The sequence below is a fragment of the Pandoraea sp. SD6-2 genome, from assembly GCF_000389825.1.
In the GTDB taxonomy this organism is placed as follows: domain Bacteria; phylum Pseudomonadota; class Gammaproteobacteria; order Burkholderiales; family Burkholderiaceae; genus Pandoraea; species Pandoraea communis.
This window is the reverse complement of sequence record NZ_KB944439.1, coordinates 135,032-159,776: the sequence shown is the minus strand read 5'-3', so window position 1 is coordinate 159,776 and position 24,745 is coordinate 135,032. Positions and strand designations below refer to the sequence as shown.

The 24,745-nt window shown below is 59.1% G+C and carries 29 protein-coding genes and 1 pseudogene; 6 read left to right on the top strand and 24 right to left on the bottom strand.

Features of this window, described 5'->3' with window-relative positions; all coding sequences use genetic code 11:
* Window positions 1-182: 182 nt before the first annotated feature.
* Genes C266_RS11785 through C266_RS11745 form a run of 9 tightly spaced genes read right to left on the bottom strand, consistent with a single transcriptional unit; the run spans window position 183 to window position 7,571 of the window.
* Window positions 183-767 carry a phage virion morphogenesis protein gene (locus C266_RS11785; RefSeq protein WP_010806485.1) on the bottom strand — a complete coding sequence of 195 codons (585 nt, stop codon included), beginning with the start codon at window positions 765-767 and terminating at the stop codon, window positions 183-185.
* Window positions 760-2,070, bottom strand: coding sequence for a phage minor head protein (locus C266_RS11780; RefSeq protein WP_010806484.1), 1,311 nt, complete (start codon window positions 2,068-2,070; stop codon window positions 760-762). The genes C266_RS11785 and C266_RS11780 overlap by 8 nt, the downstream gene beginning before the upstream one ends.
* Window positions 2,060-3,685 (bottom strand): DUF935 domain-containing protein, encoded by a 1,626-nt coding sequence (locus tag C266_RS11775; RefSeq protein WP_010806483.1) that lies wholly within the window; start codon window positions 3,683-3,685, stop codon window positions 2,060-2,062. Before C266_RS11775 ends, C266_RS11780 begins: the two co-directional genes overlap by 11 nt.
* A 2-nt stretch (window positions 3,686-3,687) precedes the next feature.
* A complete protein-coding gene (locus C266_RS11770; RefSeq protein ID WP_010806482.1) occupies window positions 3,688-5,457 on the bottom strand; it encodes a hypothetical protein in 1,770 nt (589 codons plus the stop codon).
* Between the two features lie 6 nt (window positions 5,458-5,463).
* Complete coding sequence (locus C266_RS11765) at window positions 5,464-5,661, bottom strand: hypothetical protein (RefSeq protein WP_010806481.1); 198 nt, start codon at window positions 5,659-5,661, stop codon at window positions 5,464-5,466.
* A gap of 11 nt (window positions 5,662-5,672) precedes the next feature.
* Window positions 5,673-6,188, bottom strand: coding sequence for a DUF1804 family protein (locus tag C266_RS11760; RefSeq protein ID WP_010806480.1), 516 nt, complete (start codon window positions 6,186-6,188; stop codon window positions 5,673-5,675).
* A gap of 7 nt (window positions 6,189-6,195) precedes the next feature.
* Window positions 6,196-6,759, bottom strand: a complete 564-nt coding sequence (locus C266_RS26155; protein WP_010806479.1) for a glycoside hydrolase family protein — start codon at window positions 6,757-6,759, stop codon at window positions 6,196-6,198.
* A gap of 48 nt (window positions 6,760-6,807) precedes the next feature.
* Window positions 6,808-7,233, bottom strand: a complete 426-nt coding sequence (locus tag C266_RS11750) for a Mor transcription activator family protein (protein WP_010806478.1) — start codon at window positions 7,231-7,233, stop codon at window positions 6,808-6,810.
* Window positions 7,230-7,571: a gp16 family protein gene (locus C266_RS11745; RefSeq protein WP_010806477.1), complete on the bottom strand. Its 342-nt coding sequence runs from the start codon at window positions 7,569-7,571 to the stop codon at window positions 7,230-7,232. Before C266_RS11745 ends, C266_RS11750 begins: the two co-directional genes overlap by 4 nt.
* A gap of 71 nt (window positions 7,572-7,642) precedes the next feature.
* Here C266_RS11745 and C266_RS11740 point away from each other — a divergent pair, with 71 nt between their 5' ends.
* Complete coding sequence (locus C266_RS11740) at window positions 7,643-8,062, top strand: hypothetical protein (RefSeq protein ID WP_168162901.1); 420 nt, start codon at window positions 7,643-7,645, stop codon at window positions 8,060-8,062.
* A gap of 3 nt (window positions 8,063-8,065) precedes the next feature.
* Here the strand turns inward: C266_RS11740 and C266_RS11735 are convergent, their stop codons facing one another.
* A complete protein-coding gene (locus C266_RS11735) occupies window positions 8,066-8,704 on the bottom strand; it encodes a hypothetical protein (protein ID WP_010806475.1) in 639 nt (212 codons plus the stop codon).
* A 66-nt stretch (window positions 8,705-8,770) separates the two neighbouring features.
* Between C266_RS11735 and C266_RS11730 the strand changes: the two genes are divergently transcribed.
* Window positions 8,771-9,055: a hypothetical protein gene (locus C266_RS11730; protein ID WP_010806474.1), complete on the top strand. Its 285-nt coding sequence runs from the start codon at window positions 8,771-8,773 to the stop codon at window positions 9,053-9,055.
* A gap of 598 nt (window positions 9,056-9,653) precedes the next feature.
* Here C266_RS11730 and C266_RS28395 read toward each other — a convergent pair.
* The 11 genes and pseudogenes from C266_RS28395 to C266_RS28390 all read right to left on the bottom strand — a co-directional run.
* Window positions 9,654-9,929 (bottom strand): annotated as a pseudogene (locus C266_RS28395) (Lar family restriction alleviation protein); the annotation flags it as partial.
* The gene (locus C266_RS11725) at window positions 9,926-10,423 is read right to left on the bottom strand and encodes a hypothetical protein (RefSeq protein WP_144265794.1); all 498 of its coding nucleotides are present in this window, start codon (window positions 10,421-10,423) and stop codon (window positions 9,926-9,928) included. The gene C266_RS11725 and the pseudogene C266_RS28395, both read right to left, overlap by 4 nt.
* A gap of 61 nt (window positions 10,424-10,484) precedes the next feature.
* On the bottom strand, window positions 10,485-11,009 hold the full coding sequence (locus C266_RS11720; protein ID WP_010806472.1) for a host-nuclease inhibitor Gam family protein: 525 nt from the start codon (window positions 11,007-11,009) through the stop codon (window positions 10,485-10,487).
* Window positions 11,010-11,024: 15 nt separating this feature from the next.
* The gene (locus C266_RS11715; protein ID WP_010806471.1) at window positions 11,025-11,447 is read right to left on the bottom strand and encodes a hypothetical protein; all 423 of its coding nucleotides are present in this window, start codon (window positions 11,445-11,447) and stop codon (window positions 11,025-11,027) included.
* A 59-nt stretch (window positions 11,448-11,506) separates the two neighbouring features.
* Window positions 11,507-11,872 (bottom strand): hypothetical protein, encoded by a 366-nt coding sequence (locus C266_RS11710; protein ID WP_144265793.1) that lies wholly within the window; start codon window positions 11,870-11,872, stop codon window positions 11,507-11,509.
* The gene (locus C266_RS11705) at window positions 11,856-12,191 is read right to left on the bottom strand and encodes a hypothetical protein (protein ID WP_010806469.1); all 336 of its coding nucleotides are present in this window, start codon (window positions 12,189-12,191) and stop codon (window positions 11,856-11,858) included. The genes C266_RS11710 and C266_RS11705 overlap by 17 nt, the downstream gene beginning before the upstream one ends.
* A 115-nt stretch (window positions 12,192-12,306) precedes the next feature.
* On the bottom strand, window positions 12,307-12,657 hold the full coding sequence (locus C266_RS27440) for a transcriptional regulator (RefSeq protein ID WP_010806468.1): 351 nt from the start codon (window positions 12,655-12,657) through the stop codon (window positions 12,307-12,309).
* Window positions 12,647-13,270, bottom strand: coding sequence for a winged helix-turn-helix domain-containing protein (locus C266_RS11700; RefSeq protein WP_010806467.1), 624 nt, complete (start codon window positions 13,268-13,270; stop codon window positions 12,647-12,649). Before C266_RS11700 ends, C266_RS27440 begins: the two co-directional genes overlap by 11 nt.
* Before the next feature lie 3 nt (window positions 13,271-13,273).
* Window positions 13,274-14,020: an AAA family ATPase gene (locus tag C266_RS11695; RefSeq protein ID WP_010806466.1), complete on the bottom strand. Its 747-nt coding sequence runs from the start codon at window positions 14,018-14,020 to the stop codon at window positions 13,274-13,276.
* 33 nt (window positions 14,021-14,053) lie between these two features.
* On the bottom strand, window positions 14,054-16,126 hold the full coding sequence (locus tag C266_RS11690; RefSeq protein WP_246831180.1) for a Mu transposase C-terminal domain-containing protein: 2,073 nt from the start codon (window positions 16,124-16,126) through the stop codon (window positions 14,054-14,056).
* 71 nt (window positions 16,127-16,197) lie between these two features.
* Window positions 16,198-16,440 carry a helix-turn-helix domain-containing protein gene (locus C266_RS28390; protein WP_010806464.1) on the bottom strand — a complete coding sequence of 81 codons (243 nt, stop codon included), beginning with the start codon at window positions 16,438-16,440 and terminating at the stop codon, window positions 16,198-16,200.
* 108 nt (window positions 16,441-16,548) lie between these two features.
* On the opposite strand from C266_RS28390, the gene C266_RS28385 reads away from it, so the two are divergent.
* From C266_RS28385 to C266_RS11675, 3 genes are all read left to right on the top strand, one after another.
* A complete protein-coding gene (locus C266_RS28385) occupies window positions 16,549-16,905 on the top strand; it encodes a helix-turn-helix transcriptional regulator (RefSeq protein ID WP_036662663.1) in 357 nt (118 codons plus the stop codon).
* Between the two features lie 646 nt (window positions 16,906-17,551).
* A complete protein-coding gene (locus C266_RS11680; protein ID WP_010806462.1) occupies window positions 17,552-20,002 on the top strand; it encodes a cation-translocating P-type ATPase in 2,451 nt (816 codons plus the stop codon).
* 24 nt (window positions 20,003-20,026) lie between these two features.
* Entirely contained in the window at window positions 20,027-20,632 is a 606-nt protein-coding gene (locus C266_RS11675) for a hypothetical protein (RefSeq protein ID WP_036662738.1), read from the top strand.
* 61 nt (window positions 20,633-20,693) lie between these two features.
* Here the strand turns inward: C266_RS11675 and C266_RS11670 are convergent, their stop codons facing one another.
* The 3 genes from C266_RS11670 to C266_RS11660 form a co-directional block, all read right to left on the bottom strand.
* The gene (locus tag C266_RS11670) at window positions 20,694-22,259 is read right to left on the bottom strand and encodes a NuoM family protein (RefSeq protein WP_010806460.1); all 1,566 of its coding nucleotides are present in this window, start codon (window positions 22,257-22,259) and stop codon (window positions 20,694-20,696) included.
* Window positions 22,260-22,563: 304 nt separating this feature from the next.
* Window positions 22,564-23,184, bottom strand: a complete 621-nt coding sequence (locus C266_RS11665; protein ID WP_010806459.1) for a flavin reductase family protein — start codon at window positions 23,182-23,184, stop codon at window positions 22,564-22,566.
* Between the two features lie 84 nt (window positions 23,185-23,268).
* Window positions 23,269-23,781: a cupin domain-containing protein gene (locus tag C266_RS11660; RefSeq protein ID WP_010806458.1), complete on the bottom strand. Its 513-nt coding sequence runs from the start codon at window positions 23,779-23,781 to the stop codon at window positions 23,269-23,271.
* A 304-nt stretch (window positions 23,782-24,085) separates the two neighbouring features.
* Here C266_RS11660 and C266_RS11655 point away from each other — a divergent pair, with 304 nt between their 5' ends.
* On the top strand, window positions 24,086-24,739 hold the full coding sequence (locus tag C266_RS11655; protein WP_036662737.1) for a DsbA family oxidoreductase: 654 nt from the start codon (window positions 24,086-24,088) through the stop codon (window positions 24,737-24,739).
* Window positions 24,740-24,745: the final 6 nt, after the last annotated feature.

Below are 24,745 nucleotides of genomic sequence, written 5' to 3'. Positions count from 1 at the left end.
GCGATCACGCAGGCTTTCGCAGAGAACTGCGCCGCACGCATGGGAGAATGAAATACAAAATCGATTTTGACAGGGGGGTTGAACACGATAGCGCCGATGGCGCGAGTGAGGTGATACCTGCGCCTACCCGGCTTCCCTCATCGGCTCAGAACGCCGATGTTGCGCGCGGGCCAATTTTGGCCTCAGTGGTCGAATAGTCGCCGCAGGAAGTCCGATACCGTGCCTTCGATGCCGAGGCAGTCCGATTCGGTGAGTACCAAAAACGGGCGAGCCGGAATCTTGATCGTCCAGCCCTGGCTGCGCGTCCACTTCACCACCTTGACACGCTTGTGGCTGTCCTTGGCGAAAACTGCCAAGTGCTTGTGACCTTGCTGGCGCAGTAGCGCACCATTGCGATCTTTGCGCAAGCGCACATAACCCGACATCGGATGCCGCTCGATCGAGCCGCCGAACTGGTGAATTGCCGCGTACACGACGTTCGTGCCTACGCGTGCGGTGGTGGCGTCATGGCGCGGCACAATGCTTGCTGCGAGTCGGCCGCTCAGTTGCAGGATTTTGCCCGAGCCAGCCGCTTCACGGCGGTTGCGCAAGGTCTTCGGGCTCAGGCCCAGCCATTTGGGGCGCCCTTGCGCGGCAAAATTGGTTTCCACGGCCTCATGCATCTCCTGCGCGATGATGCCCATGAGAGGCGATGCGTCGCGCAGCAGCGCGTGATAGCGCTCCATTGCGGCGGTGAAATCAACATCGTCAATGACAAGATCACGCATCGCCTGGACTCCGTTGGTGGTGCTGATAACGCAGGAACGTGCCGCGCAGCCCATCTATATAGGTGCGGCGCTCGGTGTCTGTCGCCGTGGCCGGGAACTCCACTTGACCAGCCCAGCCGCTTTTCCCCAGGTCGAACGCAGCCACGCCCCACCGGCCGGCCATGTCCCGCAGCACGCGCAGGTAGCGGCGGCGCAACTCCCAGCGCTCGCCGATCTGCGCCCACGTCAGCCAGATCTCGTCGGGTGTTTCGATGGCCTGTGCCAGCAGCGGCAGATCCGGGCCAAGCTTGGCCGCCACGCTCGACCACTTTCCCGCCCCGTCCTTGAATAGCCAGTCCGACACAGGCACCGCGTCACCGGCAATATCCCGGAACACCGTCGATTTGCCCATGGTGCCACCCAGCCGTTTCAGAAACGCTTGGACGTACTCAGCGGGCGACAAACTCGCAGGCAGGCGATCGTTCGGTTTGATCTCGTGTGCGCCAGGCACGGGAGGCGACGCGCCGGGCGGCAACGTTTGCGGCAGATTTGACACTGGGGGCGGCGTGAAGGGCTTGGCCCATTGCGCGCCGGGGTTCGCCCCAAAGCCCGGATCAGGCATCATCTTCTTGCCCGTCACGGGATCCGTGTAAGCGACCGCGCGCGTTTTCCGCCCCGAGCGGTCAATGATCTCGACCTCGACCAAGTGTCCGTTGCTGTCCGACACCGGCACGCCATTCTGTTCGACATACGCACGCGTGCGGGTGCGCACCCGGCAGCGACACCGAAACCCGTTGGGCGGGTAGAACGTCAACCAGAACGGATCGTCGTGACGGTACACTCGGCCGGACATCGCCCGGTGCGTCGGCCGCGTGCGGTTGTCGAGCACCGCCACATACTCCCAATAGGGGTGTGTGTCGACGTGCTCCATTTGCGAGGCATACCGTCCGGCCATATAGGCCGATTGCAGATTGGTACGAAAGATCGTCTCCAGGCGGCGCGGATTCAACCGCTTGCCCTCGATCTCGCCCGTGCCCTCGTCAACGATCAGTCCCTTGCCGAGCCATCCTTTACGCTCCAGCACCGGCGACAGTTCTCGCTTGAAGTCCGCCAGCGTCTGGCCTTGCTGCAATTGCTTGTCCAGCGCCTGCCGAATGTCTTGCAGGATGTCGACCTTCATCACACCCGCCACAGTGAAGGCGCGCGCGTGCGTTTGCGCGGCCACATCCTGCCATCGAAACCCGATCTTGTAGCCCTTGGACTGGAAATACGCGATCGCCTTCTCCGGCGGCAAGGTCATGGCAAAGGCCAGATCAACCGCCATGGATCCGGCCCCAGACCTCAGCGGCAAACATGGCGCGCGCGAGCAGCTCGGCAATCTCCCCCGCATCCATCTGCGGATTGGCTTCGAGCAGTTGCTCCATGGCGTCGTCCGGAGTTGCGCCGTTGTGGATTGCCTCAATGACCGGGGCCAACATCGGCGTCACTCCATCGTTGATTTGATTGGCAGGTAAGGCGTCCATCGCTGCGTCAAGCGCTTGTTGATCGGCGTAGACCGTCTCGCCACGCTCGTTGGTCGTGACCGCGATATAGCGAATGCGTGATGCGGCGCTCGAATTGGCGGCGATTTTGGCACCGGGCGCGGGCACATCAATCGGACGCATCTCTGGCGGCATCGTCAATTCCGGACGAGGCACCGACAGCAGCTCGTCGCCTTCCTCCGGCTCCGGGATCGAGAGCTTTTCGTGAACCCACGAGCGCTTGATCTTGGCCCCCATGCCAACGAGCTTGGGCAGCGCCTCGGCATACATCCGAATGTCGGCCACCTCGCGGGTTTCAAACTCAAGGCGCGGGCAGCGCAGTCGGTCAATGGGGCCGACGTTGAGCACGATCATCGTGTAGATCAGATCGCGCGTGATCGTGCGCTCTAACTGCCGCGCGTCCGAGGTCATCAGGTCATGGCGGACCTCGTTATGCACGTTGCCCAGCGCGTTCGTGGAAGACTTGCCGTCGGCCTGACTGGTCAGGGTGCCGCCCAGGATCACCTTGGAGATCGTGCGCTCACACCAATCGATCATTGCCATGTGTGGCACATGAGAGCCTTCCGCCGCTTGCTCAAATTCGATGAGCATTTCCTGCGGAATAATGCCCGCAGCATTGCGACCGATCCCCTTGACGGCACGCAGTAGCGCTTCCTTCTCGTCCTTGCCCGCACCACCCGGATATTTGCCCACGCGCAACGGCAAGCCGTAGATGTTCAGAAACTCAGCCAAGTCTCGCAACCCATAGTTCTTGAACAGGTAAGGCCAGCACAGCGCTCGGTGCAAACCACAACGCGCGATATAGCCGGACTTGGCGCGGTGGCGATGCACCACCCAGCCGGCCGCCCACAGCGGCAGACCGTCGATCTCAGCACCGCGCAGGCGAATCTGCTCGCGGTCTTCAATCGGATTCATGAACCAGCGTTGCGGGCGATGGTGAAATGCCTTGGGATACCAGAGCGCGCCCAGGCGTTGCCACTCGATCTCCTGCGCCGAAAAGCCGTGGCCGATAGCATCCAGGCAATCGAGCAGCAGCGACTCGAACTCCGGCATGTCTTTGATCCACTCACGCACCTGCACCGTCAGGCGTTTCTCGGCCGCGCTCGCGGTTCTTGGCGGCTTGATGTCGTAGTCGAGCGTCAGCAGCACGCGCTTGCGCTTGCTCATCTCAGCCGCAATGTGGCCGTCCTTTTCCTCCATGTCCGCGAAAAGGTCCGATTGCTCGGTGAGGTGCCCTTGCTCTGCGGCAGCGAGAAAACTGTGCAACCGATCGAAGGTCAGCCCGCGCGCCGGGTGAGAGTCGAACGAGCGAGTGATCCACCCAAGCTCCGACGTCTGCTGCGCGTGCAGCACTCTATCGTCGATTGGATTGCCGTTGATGTCGACAATGCGTCCCATGCCTACCAAGCTCCTTTGCCAAAGTCGCCGCCGACGTCGTCTCTGTCGCGGCCGTATTTGTTCACTTCCATATAGCCCTCGCTTGCGAGATACCCGCGCGACTGGGCAATCATCCACAGGATGTGCAGCGCGGTCAGGCCGTCGTAGTGGTGCGCGCCCTGCGGCTCCGGCCAACTATCGAGTTCGGCGAGTAGGCCGGTGAGGGACGCATGCAATAGGATCGACGGAGACATGCGATCCGTAATGAACGGCTCAAGCGAATCGATGCGCACCTCGGGCGCGACGGTGGCCGTGATCCCTACCAGCGGCAGGGGAACCGCAGCGCGCAGTCCCGCCTGGACCAGATCCTGCCGCGCCCATTCGTAGGCGTTGTTGTTCTCGAAGCCCCACGCCTGGCAGCGGTATTCGCGCTGTGCAGCGATCAGATCTGCTTCGAGTTTTGAGGGCACCCGGCGTTTGATGGACGCATGCATGACGTGCAATTTGCGGCTGACACGATCCAGGCCTCCAATCACGATAGCGGATGGATCGGACTTTTCCCCTCTGCCCATTGACGGGTCGCACGCGCCAAAGATCATCCAGTCGCGGCTGCGCTGCACCCAATGGGTAATGTGGCCGAACACCTTGTCTTCCTCGGTGCGCGGGTCGCCTTGCATTTCCGTGGCAAAGGCGCGCGGCGATTTGGCCCGTTGGCGCATAAGCCAATACAAGGTGCGCACAGCGGGCCATGACGTGATTGCCCCGACGTCCATGGCTTCGCGGTGTTCGACGTAGAATTGGTACGATGGCAAGCTATCATCGGGCATAACCTCCGCCCCCGACGACGAGCACTCGATCGCCTGCTTGTCGTCATTGAGCATAAGCTCTTCGCACTTCGCCCACAGGTCCATGTCGGCGGGCATCTGCTCGATAGCGCGGAAGTGGTGGACAACGTGCCCGACGCTGCGCTTCGCACGCGAAATGGGATCGTCCTTATTCAAGACAGTGCCAACGCCAATGTATTTGACGGTGCCGTCCGGCGGGCCGAGATAGTCGATGGCCTTCTCCAGCCACGTCCATCGGTTCTCGCGCTCGGTGGGGCTTTTGGCCTCTGCATCGGTAATCAGGTCATCGCCAAAAAGTACCTTGGGGCGGCTCGATCCGTGGAAGGTGCCGCGAATGGCCTGTTCCGCGCCGAACGGCTCGACCTTGACGCCGTTGCGGGTGATGAACTCGCCCACCTTCCACACGGGGCCTTTGCCACAGATCTCCGGGAAGTCGAGCGCCAGTGCCGCGTTGGCGGTCAGCTCGGTCTTGATGACTTCAAGCAGTTTTGTCGGCAGCGACGTTTCCGCACCCAGCAGAATCAGATAGTCCAGGAACGGCGGCTGTTCGCCCTGCCAGCCGACTTCCGCCTGGATCTCCGGGCGCTGCAACAGGCCCTGGGCGACGATGTAAGTCGGGCCAATCTTGGTAGCCAGCGACGATTTAGCCTCGCCGCGAGGCGCCACCCACCATTCACGCCCGCCGCGTGCCTGGCACAGAACATTGGGGAAGCGGCTACAGAAATGCGCCTGGAACAGCGACGGCTCGCCGCGAATGTGGTGCGGGAAGTAGGTGTAGGCAAAAAACTGGAAGTCACCGTCGGCGAGCACGCGCTTACGGCGCGCGAGCCGCGCTGCGGGTGAGGGATCGAGCCCAGTTGACCAGGCATCAATATCGCGGCGAAGCGATGCGGCGATTTCCTCAAGGTCGCCCAGGAAGTCTTTTTCGGTGAGTGTGGCGGATCTCATGTGCGATCAATCCTGCGCACTCACAATCTCGTCCAGCAGCTTGTACACGTCGACGCCGTCATAACAGTGCGGCATATGCCGCACGCGCAGCTTCTCGCCGGAAATTAAATCAATGTCCAGGCATGTGTCGCCGTAGTTGTCGATCTTGGCCGAGACGATGTGCTCGGTATTGACCGCGCGGTTTCGATCTACCTTAATCAGCATTTCCCGATTCCTTACTCGTTGTCTTGTTGCGCGTAGAACTTGGCGAGATCCCTGCCGAACGAGACCAAAACCTCTGCAAGCGCCTGCATGTGTTGGGGATAGCGTTGTTTCACGAACGCGGCGAACTGGGTGACCACGCCCTTGGCGATGGCGAGCTCCTGCGTCTTTGGCAGGATCCGCTTCGATGACGCAATCGTCTTGTTGTATGCGTCGGCCAGGCTCGCCAGCAACTTGACCTTGTCTGCCGCCGGGATCTTTTCGTCCGTCTCAATGGCCGTCATCGTTGATTGATACTGGCGCACCAGGCCGGAGAGCATTTGTCGTGCAACCCCCTCTACGCCGCCGTCGGACAGAAGTTGGGCGGCTTGCTCTTTGTCCCAGTCATCGCCGGCTTCGGCCGCTTTCGTCTTCCAGCGGCGGGCTGAGTCGAAGGAGACGCCAGCGCTCATGGCCGCAACTTCCAGCGAAAGTCGGCCGTACACGAAGGCATGTCGTACCTTGTCGCGAGTGTTCTTCGGATGCGCCATGGCTCAGTTACCCGATAGCGAGCGTGCCGCCCGCTGCGCGGTAGATACCGACCAGTTCAGGCCAGAGGTGCCTCTCCGTCGCAAGAGGGCTCACCCGCAACTCCGGCCAAGCGTGACTGGCCGCATCCAGCGCTGCATGAAGTTGTCCTGCCCGGATGAGCGGCATGACTCCCTCCTCCCATAAGCACAGAAGGGCCAACCGATCCTGAGAGCGCGGCGAAAAGTCGATGATCGAAAATTCCGCCGAGAGGCGGGCGTAATCGGCACGAGAGATGCGATACCGGCCCGCACTCAAGGGCTTACCGTAGCGGTCCGGGTACTTGCCGAAATCGAGGAATGTCGTTGCCTGCGCTTCGCCATCAACGAGCAGCGTGTCGTAACCGCTGCCCGACGCGCTCGCCGCTGTAATGCCGAGGCAACAGGCCGCGATGACATCAAGGAGCGCCACCGCGTTGATGTCTCCTGCCTGCGTTGCTGAAATCGTTGCCATGGAAAAGTGAGCGTTGAAGATTAATAGGCTCACTTTAGTCACGCGCAGATACCCGCCATAGCCAACCAGCGTCAGTGACAAAGAAAAATCCCCGCCGGGGCGGGGATCGTGGGAGGGGGTGAGGACGAATTAGAACAGTTCGTCTTGCGACGCCGGTACGTCGGCTTGCTTGAGAATTCGCCAGATATGCCGATCCGACAATCCGGTCTTCTGCACAAGCTTGACGACCGCTGCATTTGCGCTGCACTCATGCGTCAGGGTGTCAAAATCGTCGCGAATACTGCGATCCCGCAGCAGCCGAAGCGCTTGCGTGCAGTTCGGGATGTACAGCGGCTCACCGCCGAAGTGCTCCGTGATCCGATCAGCCGCCTCACCGCCGACCACTTCCGCGAGCAGCTCGTACCGGATCTCGCCCTGGCGCGACAGACGCTTGGCAACCGGAAACGTTGTTCCGCCCATCTTCTCGACGAGTTTCACGGTTGACGGCATCCCAATGAGTTTGACCAGGTACTGAACAAACTCCGGGAGTTGATCTTTCACCTCAGTGAGACTCATTTTGACCTCCGATTTGCGTCAATCTGGAGTGCGGCAATTAATTTACCCAGCATCTCATTATCGCAAAAAGCGATAGCATCCACCTTGCAAATGCGCTTGACCATCCCATTCACGTAGCTCCAGGGGCGGCCCGCCTCGGCAAGCAACGCCTCGATTTTCTTCATCTGCGCTTCTCGTCCAGACGACACGACAGGACGACGCCCGAAGTACTGGATAGGACGAAAACCGCAACGCTCCATATGGCGCAGAACCTGTGATGCGCCAAGAGCATCCAGCTCTTTGGCCGACGTCACACCGGCGATAGAAAGCAGCATCGAACGATAGCTGTCGTCGTCCATGCCAAGTTGCTGTTTTGCGATATGGATTTTTGCGAGTGTCCCGCGAGAGATCATCAAGCGCCCCGGAGTCAATGAGGTTAAACGTATCGGGTACACTGACCAACTCCGGCAGTGCACCATTGCGCCATACCTATACGTCTCTCGCGATGAAAAGTAAATCAGACGTCGCCCATAAAGGGCTTTTGGCAGAGGAGCCGCCGTTGACGCTAGAGGAGATCAACGAGCGACTACTCAAGGTGGAAGATATTGTGACGCTGGAGCGCGATCTGGGCGAGGCGTCGCGTGTCGCGCTTTTTGCCATGATCGCTGCGCTTCACCGCAAAGGGATGTTGGACGCTGGCGACGTCGCTAAAACATTGCAGGGATCGCTATCCCGTTTTGACGATCAGAGTAACGTTCAGCTCGCGCTGCGCGTCATGATAAAAGAGATTGAAAACGCGGTTGCCTGGCAGGCATCTGTCGCGGGGCAGACCAAGCCGCCGCGACAGTAACCGTTAGAGCGATTCGCCGGATATCTCATCTTCCGGTTGCGGGCTTTTTGATCCCGCGAGGCCGGGGAAGATTTCCCGGAGTACTTCCGCACCGCCTAGATGAATTTTCGCAACCACTTCATCAGTTCCTTCCGACACAGTAATGCGAGGAGCACCACGCCGAGCATTATGATGATTAGGTCCGTCTTCATGAGTTTCCTCGTTGGCCGCTGCGTCCTCCTTCGGCAACGGCTCGCCAACACTTAGCACTGTCACCTTCTGACTGTTCGCGCAGAAATGCCGCAGCATGGAACGTGCCGAAGTCCAGTAAGGCACCCAATACTCGTGACGTTCGTGAAGCCTGGGAAAGTGTTTTGCCGCCTGACGCTTGCCGAACGTCTTGACGATCTCGGCTTGTTGCTTCTTCGCATACAGCGCGATCGACTTTGGACACATGAAGCGGCGTCTGTGCTCGCAGTCGTCCTTCAACCATTCGCCTCGGATCCAACCATCTACGTACACGGACAGCACGTAGGTTCTGGTTTTGAAGGGCTCGACGCGCACGCAGACGCGATAATCGTCGCATTGCAGGTAGATGTATCCGTGCGCCAAGCGGAGCTCACGCTCGATTGCAGCAACAGATTCGCGTGAAAGTTGACTCATTTGCACTCCTAGTAACATGTCACCGTCGCAATAGGCGCGACACACTTAATCAACCAAAGGAAATAGATGAGTGAAGCTGAATACACGCCCCAACAAATCTTGGAATACCTCCATGAACGAGTTCTTGATCTCATTGCCGAACGGGAGGTTCTCATGGCCTTTCTCGTCGGCGTCGCTCAAACACACCCAGAGCCCGAAAAACTGAAGACACTGTTCGACAAACACGTCGAAGGCATGATTTCAAGAAAGCTGGCACGCCCCGAGTTTTCCGACAGCCAGATCGAAGCGATGGGTGTTCTACAGCGAACGCTATTGAAAGCATTCGATCATCCCTCGCCTCCATCTCAGTAAATAGGCCGTCTGCGGGATAAGCCATTCCTGGTGAACCGCGTCTTATTGCAAGTGCGCGAATATCGTCAGATTTGCTTCGAGCACTTGCTTCTTGAGCTGCCAGCCCCATCACCTCGATCTGGGCTTTAACGCTCAGCTCAGGAAATTCCTTTCGCACGAACGAGACAATCCGACCGGCAGCGCACAGCAGGCTCAATTCAGTGTCATTTCGTTTCATTTGCTCATATTTCATCTCTCCCCCCTTTTCTTGTGGATGCGCATCTCGCTTGTCCTCACTGTGATTCACTGATAGCGTCGCGCGGGCTTTCCAGCCGTCCCATGCACATTCAATCGGCCCCATGTACTCGCCGTTATGCCGGTGGAACGGGGAAGGTTCTCGCGCGATCCATTGCATGTGCCGGACAATCTCGCGCTCGAACACTTCCCGCTCATCCCCGTCTATCTTCGCGGGAAGCACGGTGCATTTCAGGCACTCCCCGCCGGGCCATGATCCGCAAACGCACGCGCCGACGACGACGCCAGCCGGGTACGGCGACATGCCAGGCGCTTCCGGAGCTTGGCCCGAGATTCGGGCTTCTGGCGTGCTAGCACGAGTGTTCCACGCGAGAACGGCAGATCTAAATGCCTTCTGGTACTCCGGGTGAAGCTCGTCATAGGTAGCGTCAAACCTGGAGCCGTCAGGACAAGCGTCGTAGTGGAATCTGTCGTCACGTCGTGGGCCTTTGACATATCCGCCGGGAACTCTTGCGTTGCAGTCAACGCATTCAACCCAGAACGAAGCGGTGTGCGTATTGATGATTTCCAAATCGTCGCCGCCGCAGAACGGACAAGGATTCAACGCCGCATCGAATGTTTCGATCTTGTTTGCAGTCATTGTTTTTCTCGCTTTTGAACCGCAGGGGACGGAATGCGAAATGCCCAAAGCCCGTCACCGCGATCAATCCACCGGCCAACGCATATGGACTTCCCCTCCGGATTCTCGACTTCTATGAATCGTCCCGACTGCGAGCCCGCTGGACCATCGAACACGATGTCGTAAAACGTATCGTCGCCATGCGCTTCTTGCAGTTCTTCGCCATATTCCCAGGTGAACCCGGGGTTCAGCGGTAACGGAGCTACCGCCAGCATGCTGCGATACGCAGCAATCATCGGTGCTATGCCGGTGATTAGTGCTTCCAGCGCAATGCCGACGCCTTTGTCCATTCGGGATAGAACTAGCGCGGCGGCTTCGCGCGCCAACGCTGCGTCAGTGTCGGGCCCAGGTATGAGAGTGCTCATCACCGCATCTGCGATCATTTCCGGCGTTAGGTGCCTAGGCACAACCTTGTGCGTATCGCTCTCAAAACTCATTGTTACCGGGGTAGACATTTTTTCACCTATTGAAAAGGCGTTACTTCAGAAGCAACGCCATATCTGATTTCGCTCCGGGTCAGTGAGCGTCTGCGGTCTGCTCAAACGGTTCGATGACAAAATCCTCGATGCCTGTATTGATCGAGATGCCGGGCACATCCTTGACCGCTTCCGGCTCGTTGAGGATTGCCTCTTTGTTGATCTCTTCCTTGACGCGAACGAAACGATCCAGGCTTCGCACCTTGAGCAGCTCGATCACAGAATCCGCGCCGCGTACCGAGCAGCTAGGCGGACGAATACGCCACTGAATCTGGCCTGTCACGAAGTTATGGGACTTCACCCTTCCGCCATCTGTCAGACGCTCCCGATTTGCCTCACACCAGACCTGAACCCCCGACTGCATGGAAAGCAGACGCTCCTGGTACGGAGACATTTGCTCCTGGTATCGCTGGGTGATGATCGCGATTTCGTCGTTCATCGCCGCCTGCAAACGAATGACTTCGCGATTAACGTCACCGATATCTCGGATGGTCGTGGCGACGTCGGCGTCGGATTGAGCCGCCCACGCCTGCGCAGCAGCCTTCAAGCGAGGTTTTTTTGCCATGTTTTTGATACTCCCTTATGCGTGGCGGGCGCCCATCGCCCGCTCAACGTTGATAGATCCGATGAAACGGAAGAAACGCGCGCTCTCGTCGGCGGTCAGATGCACGGCTTGCGAGCCTTTTTCGATAGACATTCGCCCGTCCGGGAAGAAGCCGAAACACAAAGCACCGGTTCGCGTTTCGGCATATACGACGCTTTTGGCCTCGCCCCCTTCAGCAGTCGTAAGCTCCTCTGCCACCTGTTCAGACGCGAAGTAGATGCGGATGGGCACCACGGGCGTTGCCAGCTTCAGTTCCACTCGGACCCGCTGCTGCTCGATCTCCGGACCGAGCAAATCCAGCACATGGTCGGTGGTCAGGTCCGTACCTTCGGCAATTTCCGCAGCCGTTAGGCCGGGGTGATTTTTGATGTATGCGAGCAAATTTTTCGTATTATTCATATAGGATTCCTAAATAAATTGCATTGATTTTGACCCCAGAAAAAACGCCTACTACCGCCTTAGTTCCCTCTCTCGATCCAAATCACGCGGACGCGGCCTATGTGAAACTGCCCCTTGCGCATGCGTACTCCGTTGCCCCAGCCCTCGTAGTAGTAGGTCGCCTCTCCTCGCTCAATCAGAGCGGCGCATTGTGCGTTCACGCAAATCTGAATGGTTGGTGTCGAGTGATTGCAAGACTGAAAGCCGATTGCCTCGAAGCCACGCTCACAGAGTTCGTCAATTGCGCAGGCAATCGAAACTGCGCTTCGCCACATGCCTTGATTGCCGGCCCCCACAGAGTTATCGACCGCTGCGTTTGCAAGAAAACCTTGCAAGGCCCCGCGATCTCGATCTGCTGTTCCTTGATTACTAGTCTCGTTTTTCACCGGCATCTCCTTTTCTCATCACGAATTCCCGCCCTTGAGCGTTCCACAAGTCCGCTGCTACTTGCAGCCAACACTCCTTGTCGAAAGCGAGGCCATGCGAGTCAATCTTCCGTCCGGTAAGAAACGTGCGGCCGAGTCGATGCAATGAGCGAAATTCGCTGCGAGTGACGCGTGAACTGGATACCACCAGCGTCTCCAGTGCGCGGCGGTTCTCGTCATGGTTCGGCGAGTTATCGCCAACGCGCTGCGTATAGGGATCGACTACCACCTCTAAGTGACCGTCGCGGATCCACAGGTACATGCAATCGCGCTCACTCATCGCGATGGGTTCTCCGTAGGCGTTGCGAACTGGCATCCGGCGGATACCGCGGATCTCTCGCGATACCTTCGACTGAATCAGACGGTCGTGCCGTCGCACTGTGCAACCGCATTTGTTAATCCTTCTTTTCACCGGCATCTCCTTTTCGTTTCACGCTGTGAGGGCACACTTGGCAGGCGTGCCAGTGCGGCAGTTCCAAGGGACGGTTTGCTGGCGGCTTGGCGCTGCCCCCGATCTGGTAGCAATCAGTCACTGTGACTTCTGCTTGTGTGTGCGGGCACAGTAGCGGCTCACCCAGCTTCCCCATGATCTTGCGCTCCAGTTGCGCGGTGCTGGCGGGATACCGGCCCGACAGCGACATGCTTACCGCAGATCGGGCTACGCCAAGTCGCTTGGCCACTTTGACCTGCGACGATGCATCAACAGCCTTGCGAAGCATCCATAACCAAAGAGGTTCATTCGTCATGGTCTGGAGCCTCCTGCCAAACTACCTTTCCGAGATTGGGGTCGTAGATTGAGCGCTTGCGCTGAATCATCGGCGGGCGCGGTCCCGTATTGCGGGACGGCACGAACATGTAACGGGCTTGCTTCGCGCCCTTGCCACGGATGAAACTGTGCCCAGGGTCGACCACCGACAGATACCCCGCGCGCGCTAGCGCCTGAGCATAGGCGCGGGCGGTTCCCTCCGAAACACTGACATCACCGTTCGAGGCGTGCTGTGCCAAGTGCTGCGGCGTGAACTCTTTCATGATGCGCATGCTCCGCCACATGTTTTCGTTGCCGCGCGAGGCAGTTACCGGTTTGCCCTGGCGATCTACGCGGGGCGCTTCGACACCGGTGTTACGGGCCAAGCGGTAATGCTTGCGCTCTCCAATAACTTTCGGGGCGTTAAGCACCTCGATCACCCCAGCGCGCTCAAGCGACTGAACGTAGGTACGTACTGTGGCGTTGTCTGCGCCCGATTTCATAGCGATTTCGCGGACAGTGAAGTCGGGGGCATTCTGACGAATCGCTTCCCAGGCGCGTTGGCGCGGGCCTTTGCCGCCAGCCATTTCGATATGAGCAGGTTTGCGTGCCATGGATCAAAACCTCCGCTTCGGCGCTTGGCCGGTGTAAAGCTCGCGCTTCCCCCAGGTTGCGAGTGTCATCGTGTCGACACCTTGCACCATAGCGGCCTCCTGGATGCGTTCCAGGTTCACGCAGACACGGCGAACCGATCCGTGTGCGAGTTCCACCAGTCGGGCCATCAAGTCCTCGCCTATATTGATGTTCGGGCAGTAGAGCGGGCGCAGTTTGTAAACATCCTCGACAGTGACCGGCTCGGCGGGAACCCAATGCATGACGCGTCCGTGCATTCGCTCCCACTCCTTGAGCTTGTCTGGCAGGCGCTCCTCACCGATCATCATGATTGGCGTATGGCTGGCGTCGTACAGATCTCGCACCAAATCTGTTGCTTTGCGGGCGACGAGATAGTCCATCTCATCGATGATTAGCGGACGCCTTGAGGTGGCGAGTTCTTCCGCGATTTGATCCACCATTTCCGGCATCGTGGCGGCGGGCAGAATCCCCATCTCGAAGAGCACCGCCTTGAGAAAATGCTTTTTCGTCCACACGGACTTGGCCTGCACGTAACGCGCACGCCGTGTGTTGGCGATATAGTTTGCGGCCATGCTCTTGCCCCAGCCCGACGGGCCATAGAAACCGATCAGCCCCGGTAGGTTGGCGCTACGCGTGGTCGCTCGCTCGATTGCCACGTCGCACAGTCCGAGGTTTGTAATTTGCGCGATAGCACCCGCGCATTGACTTTTCTGTTCAAGCTGCGTCATCATTCGTTCCTGTTGTAGACATCATTCGTCCTTGCTTTACCCTTGGTTCGCGAGCTGCCACTCGCCATCATCTTCGGCGCGGCGCTTTTGCGCTGCGTACTCTTTGCTGCACTGATACAGGCTGTGCCATTTCAGTTGCTGCTCGTCTGGCATATCTCCATTTGCAATTTGTCGGTCCAGTGCTTGCCAGCGGGCAAAGCGTTGTTCCGCCGTTTCGGGAATCTCGACGACATTCGCCGCACACGCTGTGTCATCGGGCTCCCTGCTCTCCACGTCGATAACCCGTGACCGCAAATCCTCGCTGGAAAGCCTTCCCAAACCTGGGATATCGAGGAACTCCGGGGTATGGAGCGGCAGTGCCGGATGTCCGCGACGCTCGGCTTGCACCTCGTCGAGCTTGAGCTGCAGGCGCTGCTCTCTGGCATCCGCGCGCTTTTCTCGGGCTCGCTCAACGACCGACACAGGGAAATAGGGCCGCTCGTTCGCTCCCGCATCGGCTGTGCAGATGAATCGGCCGTCCAGGTGATAAACCCAGATCACGCCCGAGTCGTGAATGTCATAGGCAACGTGCACCATGTCGCCGTGAAACATTTCGAGGCTTCGGTCGAAATAACGGTTGCCCAAGAACTGAATTTCGCAACGGCGCACCGTGCGCTCCACACGCGGTCGAAATAGCTGCTTGGCCTCGTTGACGCCCAGCATGTTTGGCTCCCAGCCCTTTGCGCGAAAGTCCGCAAGACGCTCGTCGGGTGACATATGGCGCATGCGGCCCGTTTGGGGATCTCGAATCTTCGGGAGCGCACTGTGCGGCGTAGCGTTGTATTGCGCGACACATTCGTTGCAGTACTGCAAAAACTGGTCCCAGCCAACCAATGGCAGCGCGCCGCCCTGCTTGATCGCCGCTCGCGTGATCTTGAAGTTCTCCTGTCGCGCTTCGCGATCCATGTCCGCCCCGACGTAATTGGGCAACTCTTTTGCCGCACGTACCCACAGCGTCTTGTGAAAACGCTCGATGACACCGCGTGCCTGCGAGTTGTAAGGCAGGGAGTGCTGAATCTCGAAGCCGATCGTGCCCGCCATGCCAGTGCCAGCAGCCGACAACATGGCATTGCGGTAGCCGGACCCGTTGTCGACGTAGAACATCGCAAGGACGCCTTCTCGCGTTACAGCATTGCTGAGTGCGTCGAGGACTGCGAGACTCGACTCTGAGAGTGCAATCGAGAACCCCACGCCGCGCCGGGTGGCGATGTCAACAATCGACGTAACTTCCGGTCGAAACGCACGACCGTGCAGCGGATGCTGGACTTCGGCGTCGAAGGTATGCCCGTCCGCAGTCCAGATATCGTTGGGCTGCAGCTCATCGAACGTGCGTCGAACAAATGCGCAAAGGCTCTTGAGTTCCCGAGGACCTTTGCGACCTGCTTCGCGGGTTATAGGGTCCATTTTTTCGAGGGCTCTACGCACCTGGTGGATCGAGGGAATCGTCCAGGCGATATCGGTGCGATCGCGATAGACGGCTACAAACCGAGCATACGATTGCACAACCGTTGGGTTCTCCGGGACGTTATGGATCTCCCGCCAGGCGGCAAACCAAGGCTTGATGGACAAGTCTTTTTGCACAGTTTTTGGCACCAGCGAACCAACTTTCTCTTTGCCCAACCATCGCTTGAGTGTCGTAAAGCTCGGGAAACCGTCACCGTTACGGCCGCGCGGATCACGGGCGGCGCGCAGCATCATGGTCAGAGAATCGTCAAGCAGCCCATTTCGAGCTCGCTCTAGCAACACCGCCATCGCCGTGTTACGAGACACGCCGCACTCGCCCTTAATCCGCTCAAGCGCGATTAAAACGCCTTTGCGAGCCTGACTGCAAAGCAGTTGCTTGTCGGTCACAAGCAAGTCCCACTGGGCCGTAACATCACAACCATCCACCACCCGATTTGACGTCGTAGCGGCAGTTACGCTCGCGCTGCGTCGAAACAGATCTTCTTGACTTGCTTTTGGCAAAGAAGTCACGGCGTACTCTAGGCCGCCGCCACGCCCGGAGTGCAGTCGCGACGCCCAATCTGACGTCTTCGCGCGTAACCGAACGCCTTGTTCGGTTATTGGCATCCCCTGAAGTTGCATTGCAGCCAATTCTGCAGCCGTGTAGTGCGACTTTGTTTGCATATGCCGGCCTTGAACTAAGCTGCCATATCAGGGGATTCACACGGTCGACGGCGCAATGTCGGCTTAGACTCCCTGATCCACAACTCCTCAATGGGGCGACCAACAATCGCAGCCACCCTGGCCTCAATCCGTTGCGAGCGGGCAATTCCATCAAGTACCCGCGTCACCATTGAGCGTGAAACACCTAACTCATCAGCAAGGCGAGCAGCAGAAAATCCCTCGATTCGCAAGGCCGCTTTTATAAATTCCGGATGCATGTCTCTCCCTTTTGAGTAAACTTGTTGAACTACGCACGATCATTCGTCGTGTGAAGTTCATATTACGCACAATCGTGCGTAACGGCAAGTGTATTTTTGCGCACAATCATGCATAAAATTTTTGTCCGCCTGAAAGAGGAACGAGAGCGCCTAGGTATGTCGCAGCAAGCGCTTGCCGATGCTTGCGGTGTTGGCCTTCGATCACAGCAGAATTACGAAAAGGGGGAGCGGAGTCCGGATGCTCAATATTTGGCGTCGCTCGCAGACACGGGAGCGGATGTTCTATACGTCTTGACGGGAAAGAGGGCGGCAAACGCGCAGTGCTCTATTTCGAATCGTGCACGTGCCCTCTTGGACAACTATGAACACTCATCACCAGAGGGCCGATCTGCAATGGACCAGATGGGGGTTCTATTGGCGGAACAAGGGGCCCACTCGGCAAAACGGGCTGGCAACGGTAAGTAGGAGTCGGCCCCTAATTGTTCGTAGCCGAATAGGCCCTGCGGCGAACGATAGTTCCTACTAGATGAACCGGAGCTCTGGACTTTCGGGTTGTTTCGGGTTGCCCAACGAGTTTAGCCTAGGGGAATCAAGCGCAAGTCTTTGATTTTTATTGAGTATCTCTAGGGATTGCGAGCCATTTCCCGATTGTTGCTCTACTTTCGGGTTGTAGTCTGCAACTCGAAAGCAGTATGAGCCACGTGGGGGGGAGTTTCGGTTCCTCTAGTGGGCAACCTCTCTAGGGCGCGGGAGCGCCACAAATCCCGCTGCGCCAATGTCTTGGGAAGAAATACAGCGTGTTCTTTCTACCTCCCGCAATATGCCGCAACCCATATGCAGTTTGGCCGCAATTTGGGGGCAAAACCTATGCGAAATCTGTGCATTCCGAGGGCATTTCGTGCAAATTGAGGCTGCGTCACGCGGGAGGGCAGAAATGCCGGAGGGCGCCGCCCATCAAGGGTTTTAGGCTTTTCAATTGCCACTCTCACGTGGTATCAAAATGCCCACCTCCCCACATCAACACCGGAATTCGTGAGCATCTTCTTCCGGATCGGACGCCACGCAGATGCCTCAATCATCAGACGTTCAGCCGCATTCAGGCACGCTCGACATGTCTGCGCGCGAGGCGGTTGCCATGGGCCCTCGCGCCCCCGCTCGCCAAGGTCTCTCTAGCGAAAACGTCGAGCGCCTGCGGGCCAAGTTCGGCAAGAACATCATCGATTCACAGCAGGGCCACAGTTGGTGGAATTCCGCTCGCGACGTACTGAGCGAGCCGATGTTCATTCTGCTACTCGCGGCGAGCGCGATCTATTTCGTGATCGGCGACGCGGCCGAAGCCTTCCTGTTGCTTGGGTTCGTTCTCGCCATCGTCGCCCTGACGGCGGCGCAGAGTCATCGAACGGCGCGCGTTCTGGCGTCGCTTCGCGAAATGTCTGCACCGCGTGCACAGGTGCTGCGAGATGGTGAGCGGCGTTTGATATCCGCTGCCGAACTGGTGCCGGGCGATCTGGTTTTCGTCGACGAAGGTGCACGGATTCCCGCAGACGGCGTCGTCGTCGAAGTCCATGGTCTGTGCGTTGACGAGTCACTGCTGACAGGGGAATCGGAGGCGGTCGCAAAGAGCGCGATCGACAGTGAAGATAATCGGCTCATTTTCGGTTCGATGGTGGTGCGGGGTCAGGCTTGGATGACGGTGAGCGCGATAGGCGCGCAAACGGCGCTTGGGCGGATAGGCAAGTCGCTGTCGACCATCGAGGAAGGCCGCTCGCCGCTACAAATTCAGACGGGCCTTTTCGTCAAGCGTTTCGCCATGCTCGCGATACTGCTGTGCGCAGCATTGGTCGTGCTCTATCGATGGCGCTACGATAGCTGGCTGCCCGGCGTGCTGGCCGGCATCTCGCTGGCAATGGGAATCCTGCCGGAAGAAATTCCCGTGATTCTGACGGTGTTCATGGCGTTGGGCGCACGCCGCATTGTCTCCGCCGGCGTTCTGACGCGTCGCATGAATGCGATCGAAACACTCGGCCAGACCACGGTATTGTGCGTCGACAAAACCGGCACACTCACTCAAAACCTGATGTCCGTTCGCGTCCTTTGGGCCGGAGGGCGGAAACAGATCATTGATGCGAACACACCGCAAATCGACGAGTCACTGAAGGAACTGCTCGAATACCTGGTCCTCGCCAGTGAGATTGAGCCCGTCGATCCGATGGAACGCGCCTTTCACCAGACAAGCCGTCAATTTCTCCGCCCGGCGGAGCACCTGCATACCGATTGGACGCTCGTCCATGAATACGAACTATCGTCGGCATTGCCCGCAATGGCGCACGCATGGCACGCACCTGAGCGCGGGCACCACGCCATCGCATGCAAAGGGGCACCAGAAGCCGTTTGTACGCTCTGTCATCTCGACGGTGCCGGCAGCGAAGCAATCCTTGCCGAAGCCGAACGCATGGCGTCCAGCGGACTGCGCGTGCTTGGTGTGGCCAAGGCAAATCATCCCGGCTCACCGTGGCCCACAGACCCGCACGCGTTCGATTTCAGTTTCGTCGGACTGGTCGGTCTGATGGACCCGGTGCGCCCCGATGCGGCCGCAGCGATCGGCGATTGCCGTGCAGCAGGTATTCGGGTCGTGATGATCACAGGGGATTACCCGTCCACGGCACGAGCGATTGCATCGGAGGTCGGCATCGACCCCCGGCACCTGCTGACCGGTCAGGCGCTAAACACGATGGACGATGCATCGCTTCAAAATGCGCTTCTCACGACCAGTGTCTTCGCGCGCATCCGGCCGGAACAAAAGCTAAGGCTTGTCGAAGCTTTCAAAGCGCGCGGCGACGTGGTCGCCATGACGGGAGACGGCGTCAACGATGCACCTGCGCTCAAGTCGGCTCACATTGGTATCGCGATGGGCAATCGCGGTGCCGAGGCCGCACGCGAGATTGCGTCACTGATTCTGCTGCGAGACGACTTCGCGCCAATCGTCACCGCGATCCGCCTGGGTCGTCGCATCTACGACAACCTCGTTCAGGCGATCAGCTACACGGTCGCCGTTCACGTTCCGATGGTGAGCGCCGTGATGATCCCGATCATCTTCGGCTGGCCCCCCCTTCTTGGGCCGGTACACATTGTCTTTCTGGAATTGATCATCAATCCCGTATGTTCGCTCGTCTTTGAAAATGAGCCGGAGCGCGACGGCTTGATGCGCCGGCCGCCCCGAGCTGGCGGCATTGCGTTGCTGCCGGGCAAGGCAATGATCCAGTGCTTCGCGATTGGCGCCATCGTTGCTCTTGCCGTGCTCGGTGTCTATGCACTGCTGGTTTATCGCGGCCTGGATCCAACCATTGCCCGCACCTACGGCTTTCTGTCACTCGTCTTAGGCAATGTCGCGTTGATTTTCGTCGTTCGCGTGATGAACCACAGGCACATTGTTGCGGGCGCAGGTCAGCGCAACCCTTATCTCTGGCTGGTGCTTCTGGCAACCGGCGCGGCGCTGACGCTACTGATGACTGTCCCCATGTTCGCGCAGCTCTTCTCCATGACAGCGCTGCTCGCAAGGTGACGCATGGGCGCATACGATCAGGTCATGGTGACGCTAATCTTGCTTTTCGGCACGGTCTTTGTGCTCAACGTGGTGCCCGCATTCGCGCCGCCGACGTGGATGGTCCTGTCGTGGATCGGCTTCCGGCAGCCTGACCTCAATCCGGTACTCATGGCCGTGGTCGCCGCGCTGGCGGCGACAGGTGGCCGGGTGGTGCTCGCGAAGGGCTCTCACTGGCTGATCCTCGGGCGGCTGATGCGCGACATCGACCGACAGAACATCGCCGTAGCTGCGGCGTGGTTGGGACGCAAGAAGACCATGACCGCGACAGTCTTTCTCCTATATGCGTTCAGCCCGCTTCCGTCGAACTATCTTTTCATCGCGTATGGTCTGACGGGACTCGGCCTGAAGACCATTGCACTCGCATTCTTTCTTGGCCGAACGACGAGCTACCTTGCATGGACAAGCCTCGCGCAGTTCGCGTCGGCCAAACTGGATGAAAAAGCCGATGCTCTTGGCGGTTATCCGGGCATTTACTTTGTCGGGTCGCAACTGGTTCTGCTTGGCCTTATCTATGGTCTCTCGCAATTGGACTGGCTTACGTTGCTGAATCAACACAAAATCAGATTCATCAAGCGCCCGCCGCGATGAGAATCGTCGCTTGGGCAGCATACGTTGCGTAAGCGCTGCCGTCGCATCGGCCGATTCGCCGTCACGCGTCAGGCCGTGTGCCCTTCACCGTCGCCGCAGCGTGCCCTGCGACATCGCCATGCCGATGCCCCGCCATCTCGCTGCTGCCCGGATCGCCTGCCGGCAAGCGATGGTTTTCGATGTCCTGCACGACCTGCATCGCGGTAGCGTCGATGCCATCCGTGAGCGGTTTCGGATCAAGGCCGATGCCGAGCACCATCACCGCCATCGCGCCGAGCAGCGCGAACTCGCGACGGCTCACATCCTTGAGCGACGCCACGCGCGCATTTCCCACGCGTCCGAAAATCACGCGCTTGTACATCCACAGCGTATAAGCCGCGCTCAACACCAACGTCAGCGACGCCAACGCACCGATCCAGAAATTCACCTTGATCGCGCCCATCAACACGAGAAACTCGCCCACGAAACCCGACGTTCCCGGCATGCCGACATTCGCCATAGAGAACAGCATCGAGAACGCAGCGAAACGCGGCATCGTTGCCGCCACACCGCCATAACCGTCGATCGATGCGCTGCCGGTACGGTCATACAACATTCCCGTACACAGCAGCATTGCGCCCGAGACGATGCCATACGAGATCATCTGCATCACCGCGCCGTCGGTACCCATCTCCGAGAAGAGGAACAACCCAAGCGTCACCAACCCCATGTGCGCAACGGCCGAATAGGCGAGCAGCTTGCGCAGATCCGTTTGCACCAGCGCGACCAGACTCGCGTAAATCACGGCGATCAGCGACAGCACCACCATGAGCGGTGCGAGGAAATGACTCGCGTCCGGCAACAGCGGCAAGTTGAATCGCAGCAGCCCATAGCCGCCGAGCTTCAGCATCCCCAGCATGACGGCCGCCCCCGTCGGACCATCGAGATGGACCTCGGGCAGCCACGTATGCACGGGCCACATCGGCACCTTGACCGAGAACGCCCCAAGAAACCCGATGAACAGCATCACCTGTACCGCCAACGGCAGATGCAGCGTCTGCCAGCGCGCGATGTCGAAGCTCTGCGTCTGCATGTACAGATAAAGCATCGAGAGCAGCATCATCAGCGAGCCGGTCAGCGAGAAGAAGAAGAACTTCACGGCCGCATGCGTGCGATTGGCGCGTCCGTACACGCCGATCAGCAAGTACAGCGGCAACAGGGTCGCCTCGAAGAACACGAAGAACAACATGCCGTCCTGCGCGGTGAACACGCCCTGCATCAGACCCGACAGCACCAGAAAGCTGCCGAAGTACGAACTCATGCGCGTCGTCACGGCACGCCACGACGCCAGCACCACGATGATGGTCGTCACCCCGGTCAACGCCACGAGCCACAGGGAAATACCATCGATGCCTACGTGCCATGAAGCATCGAACGATTCGATCCAGCGAAACCGCTCCACGAATTGAAGGCTCGCCATGCTGGTGCGAAAACCCTGCACCAGCGGCACAATGGGCACCGCCGACATCACGGCAGCAGCAAGTGACACCCATCGAACGATGTTGGGATGACGATCCTGGCCCAGCAGCATGACGAGCGCGCCAGCGACGATAGGAAGCCAGATGAGAAGGGACAGGATGGGGAACATTGGAGGGTCTGATGTGGTGCAACAAAAATCCAGCGAAAACGCACCATTTAGACGCAGCCATGGACGAACCAATCCCGCACGCATCGCAGTGTGCGACGCACGCAAATCAAGGCAAATCAATGCCCTCGGGAGGGAACGCCAGGCGCGAGGGCGTCAATGAAGGTGGCAAGCATACGCGCCTCGAAAATGTTTTGCATCGCAGCAAATTTTACAAATGATTGCGAGCACTTCGTCCGACCGGACGGTCGACGATTGTGTCTGCGTTGCCATGCCCGCACGGCAACGCTAAGACGATTTCTGCCACTCAGGCCTTCGGACGGTGCAGATCGAACATCGGCCCGATCTCGGCATAGTCACCGAGATAGCCGGCACGCATCACGGGATGCGCCTTCGCCGTATCGAAGAGGCCATCCTCTCGCAAGTACTCGCGGCGGATGTGCACGCCGACCACTTGCCCGAGCGCCAGCCAGTTGTCCATCGGTCTGCCATCGAGATCCTGCAAGCGCACGATCTGCAGCAATTTGCACTCGAGCGACGCGGGCGACTCCGCGACGTGAGGCACATCGACGTTGATGCCGGGTGCCTTCGTCAGTCCAGCCAGTTCGAATTCGTCGACCGCATGCGGCACGGGGGCCGACGTCTGGTTCATCTGCGCGACGAGCGACTTGCTCGTCAGATTCCAGACGAATTCGCGCGTGGCCTCGATGTTCGCGATGGAGTCCTTGAAGCCCTCGCTGCAAAAGCCGATAATCGGCGGGAATGTCGCGAAGGCGCCGAAGAAGCTGTATGGCGCGAGGTTGGTCCGGCCCGTGGCATCGCGACTGGAAATCCAACCGATCACACGCGGTGCAACGATGGCCTTGAACGGGTCGTGGGACAGACCGTGGCCTTTGGCCGGGTCGTAGAAATGAACGTCGTTGGACATGGGGGCAGAGACAAAGTGAAAGGATTTTCGGTGATGCTAACGTACTCGGGCGTCTCGCGTGGCTCGACCACCGCCGCGCCGCGATCATGCAGGCGCGCGCCGGCCGAGCCGCTCGATCAGCGCACGGTGCGCCGGCCAGTGCGCCGCGAGCGCCGCCGGATCGGCCATCTCGAAATCCTCGAACGCGAAACCCGGCGCGACGGTGCATCCGACCAGTGAGTAGCTCGTCGATGGCGCGGGCTGCGCAGCGAACCAATGCCCGGCGGGAACCACGTGTTGAAGACGTTCACCGCCCGCGACATCGGTGCCAAGACGTGTCGTTGTCAACTTGCCCGCCGGGTCGATCTCGTGAATCCAGAGCGTACCGTCAAGATGGAAATGCCAGATCTCGTCGCTGCGAATCCGGTGGAAGGCGGAGAAATCATCGGCCTCGAGCAAGTAGAGAATCGCAGTGGAAATGTTGCGCGGCCCCGAAAACCCTTCCGGTAGCGCCTGCGCCGCAATCGTGCCCGACGCGCGATACGTCTCGCGATAGTGCCCTCCTTCCGGATGCGGCTGCAGTCCCAGGGACTTGACGAGATCGGCGGCGGACGGCATGACGGACTCCTTGATATTGATCGGGGCGCTCGGAAAATCGCTTCTCACGACATCGCATCGCAGCAGGCACCTGGCTACCCGATGCTAATAGCCTCATCAGGTGAAACATTAATTTCACACAACAAAACAACGGCTCGTCATCGCCACTCGGGCATACGCGCCCCGAGCACGGCACGAATAAAGGCTTTCGGCGCAATCTCGGTGGCGACCGGCGAGAATTGCCGAATTATGCGACGATTGCGGCGTTGCGTCGCGCAAGGCGACGCGTTTTTCATTGCCCGCGCCACCACAGCGCCGTCAGATCATGCCCGCTACACTCAAGATCGATTTTGTCTCAGATGTCGCCTGCCCCTGGTGCGCCATCGGCCTTGCCTCGCTGAAGACGGCACTCTGCCACCTGGGCAACGAGGTTGACGCCGACCTGCAATTCAGCCCCTTCGAGCTCAATCCCGATATGCCGGCAGAAGGCGTGCCGCTCGCCGATTACATGTCGCGCAAGTATGGTCTGTCGCCGGAGCAGTTGGCACAGAATCAGGCGAACATCAGCGCACGTGCGGCCGCCGAAGGTTTCCCGATGCGTATGGATCTGCGCACACGCGCCTACAACACGTTCGACGCGCATCGCCTGCTGCACTGGGCACAGACGGTCGGTCACGACAAGCAATTGGCGCTCAAGGAAGCCCTGTTTCGCGCCTATTTCGTTGAAGGCAAGCGCACGAGCGATCCGGAAGTGCTGGTCGACGCTGCGGTGCAAGCCGGCCTCGACGCGACGCGAGCCCGTGAGATTCTCTCCACCGGCGAATACGCCGAGCAGGTACGCGCGCTCGAGCGTCATTACCAGAACCTCGGCATCCGCTCGGTGCCTGCGGTCATCTTCAATAACCGCCATCTCGTGAGCGGCGGCCAACCACCGGAAGTTTTCGAACAGGCCATCCGTCAGATTCTGGCCGAGGGCTGATCCGTC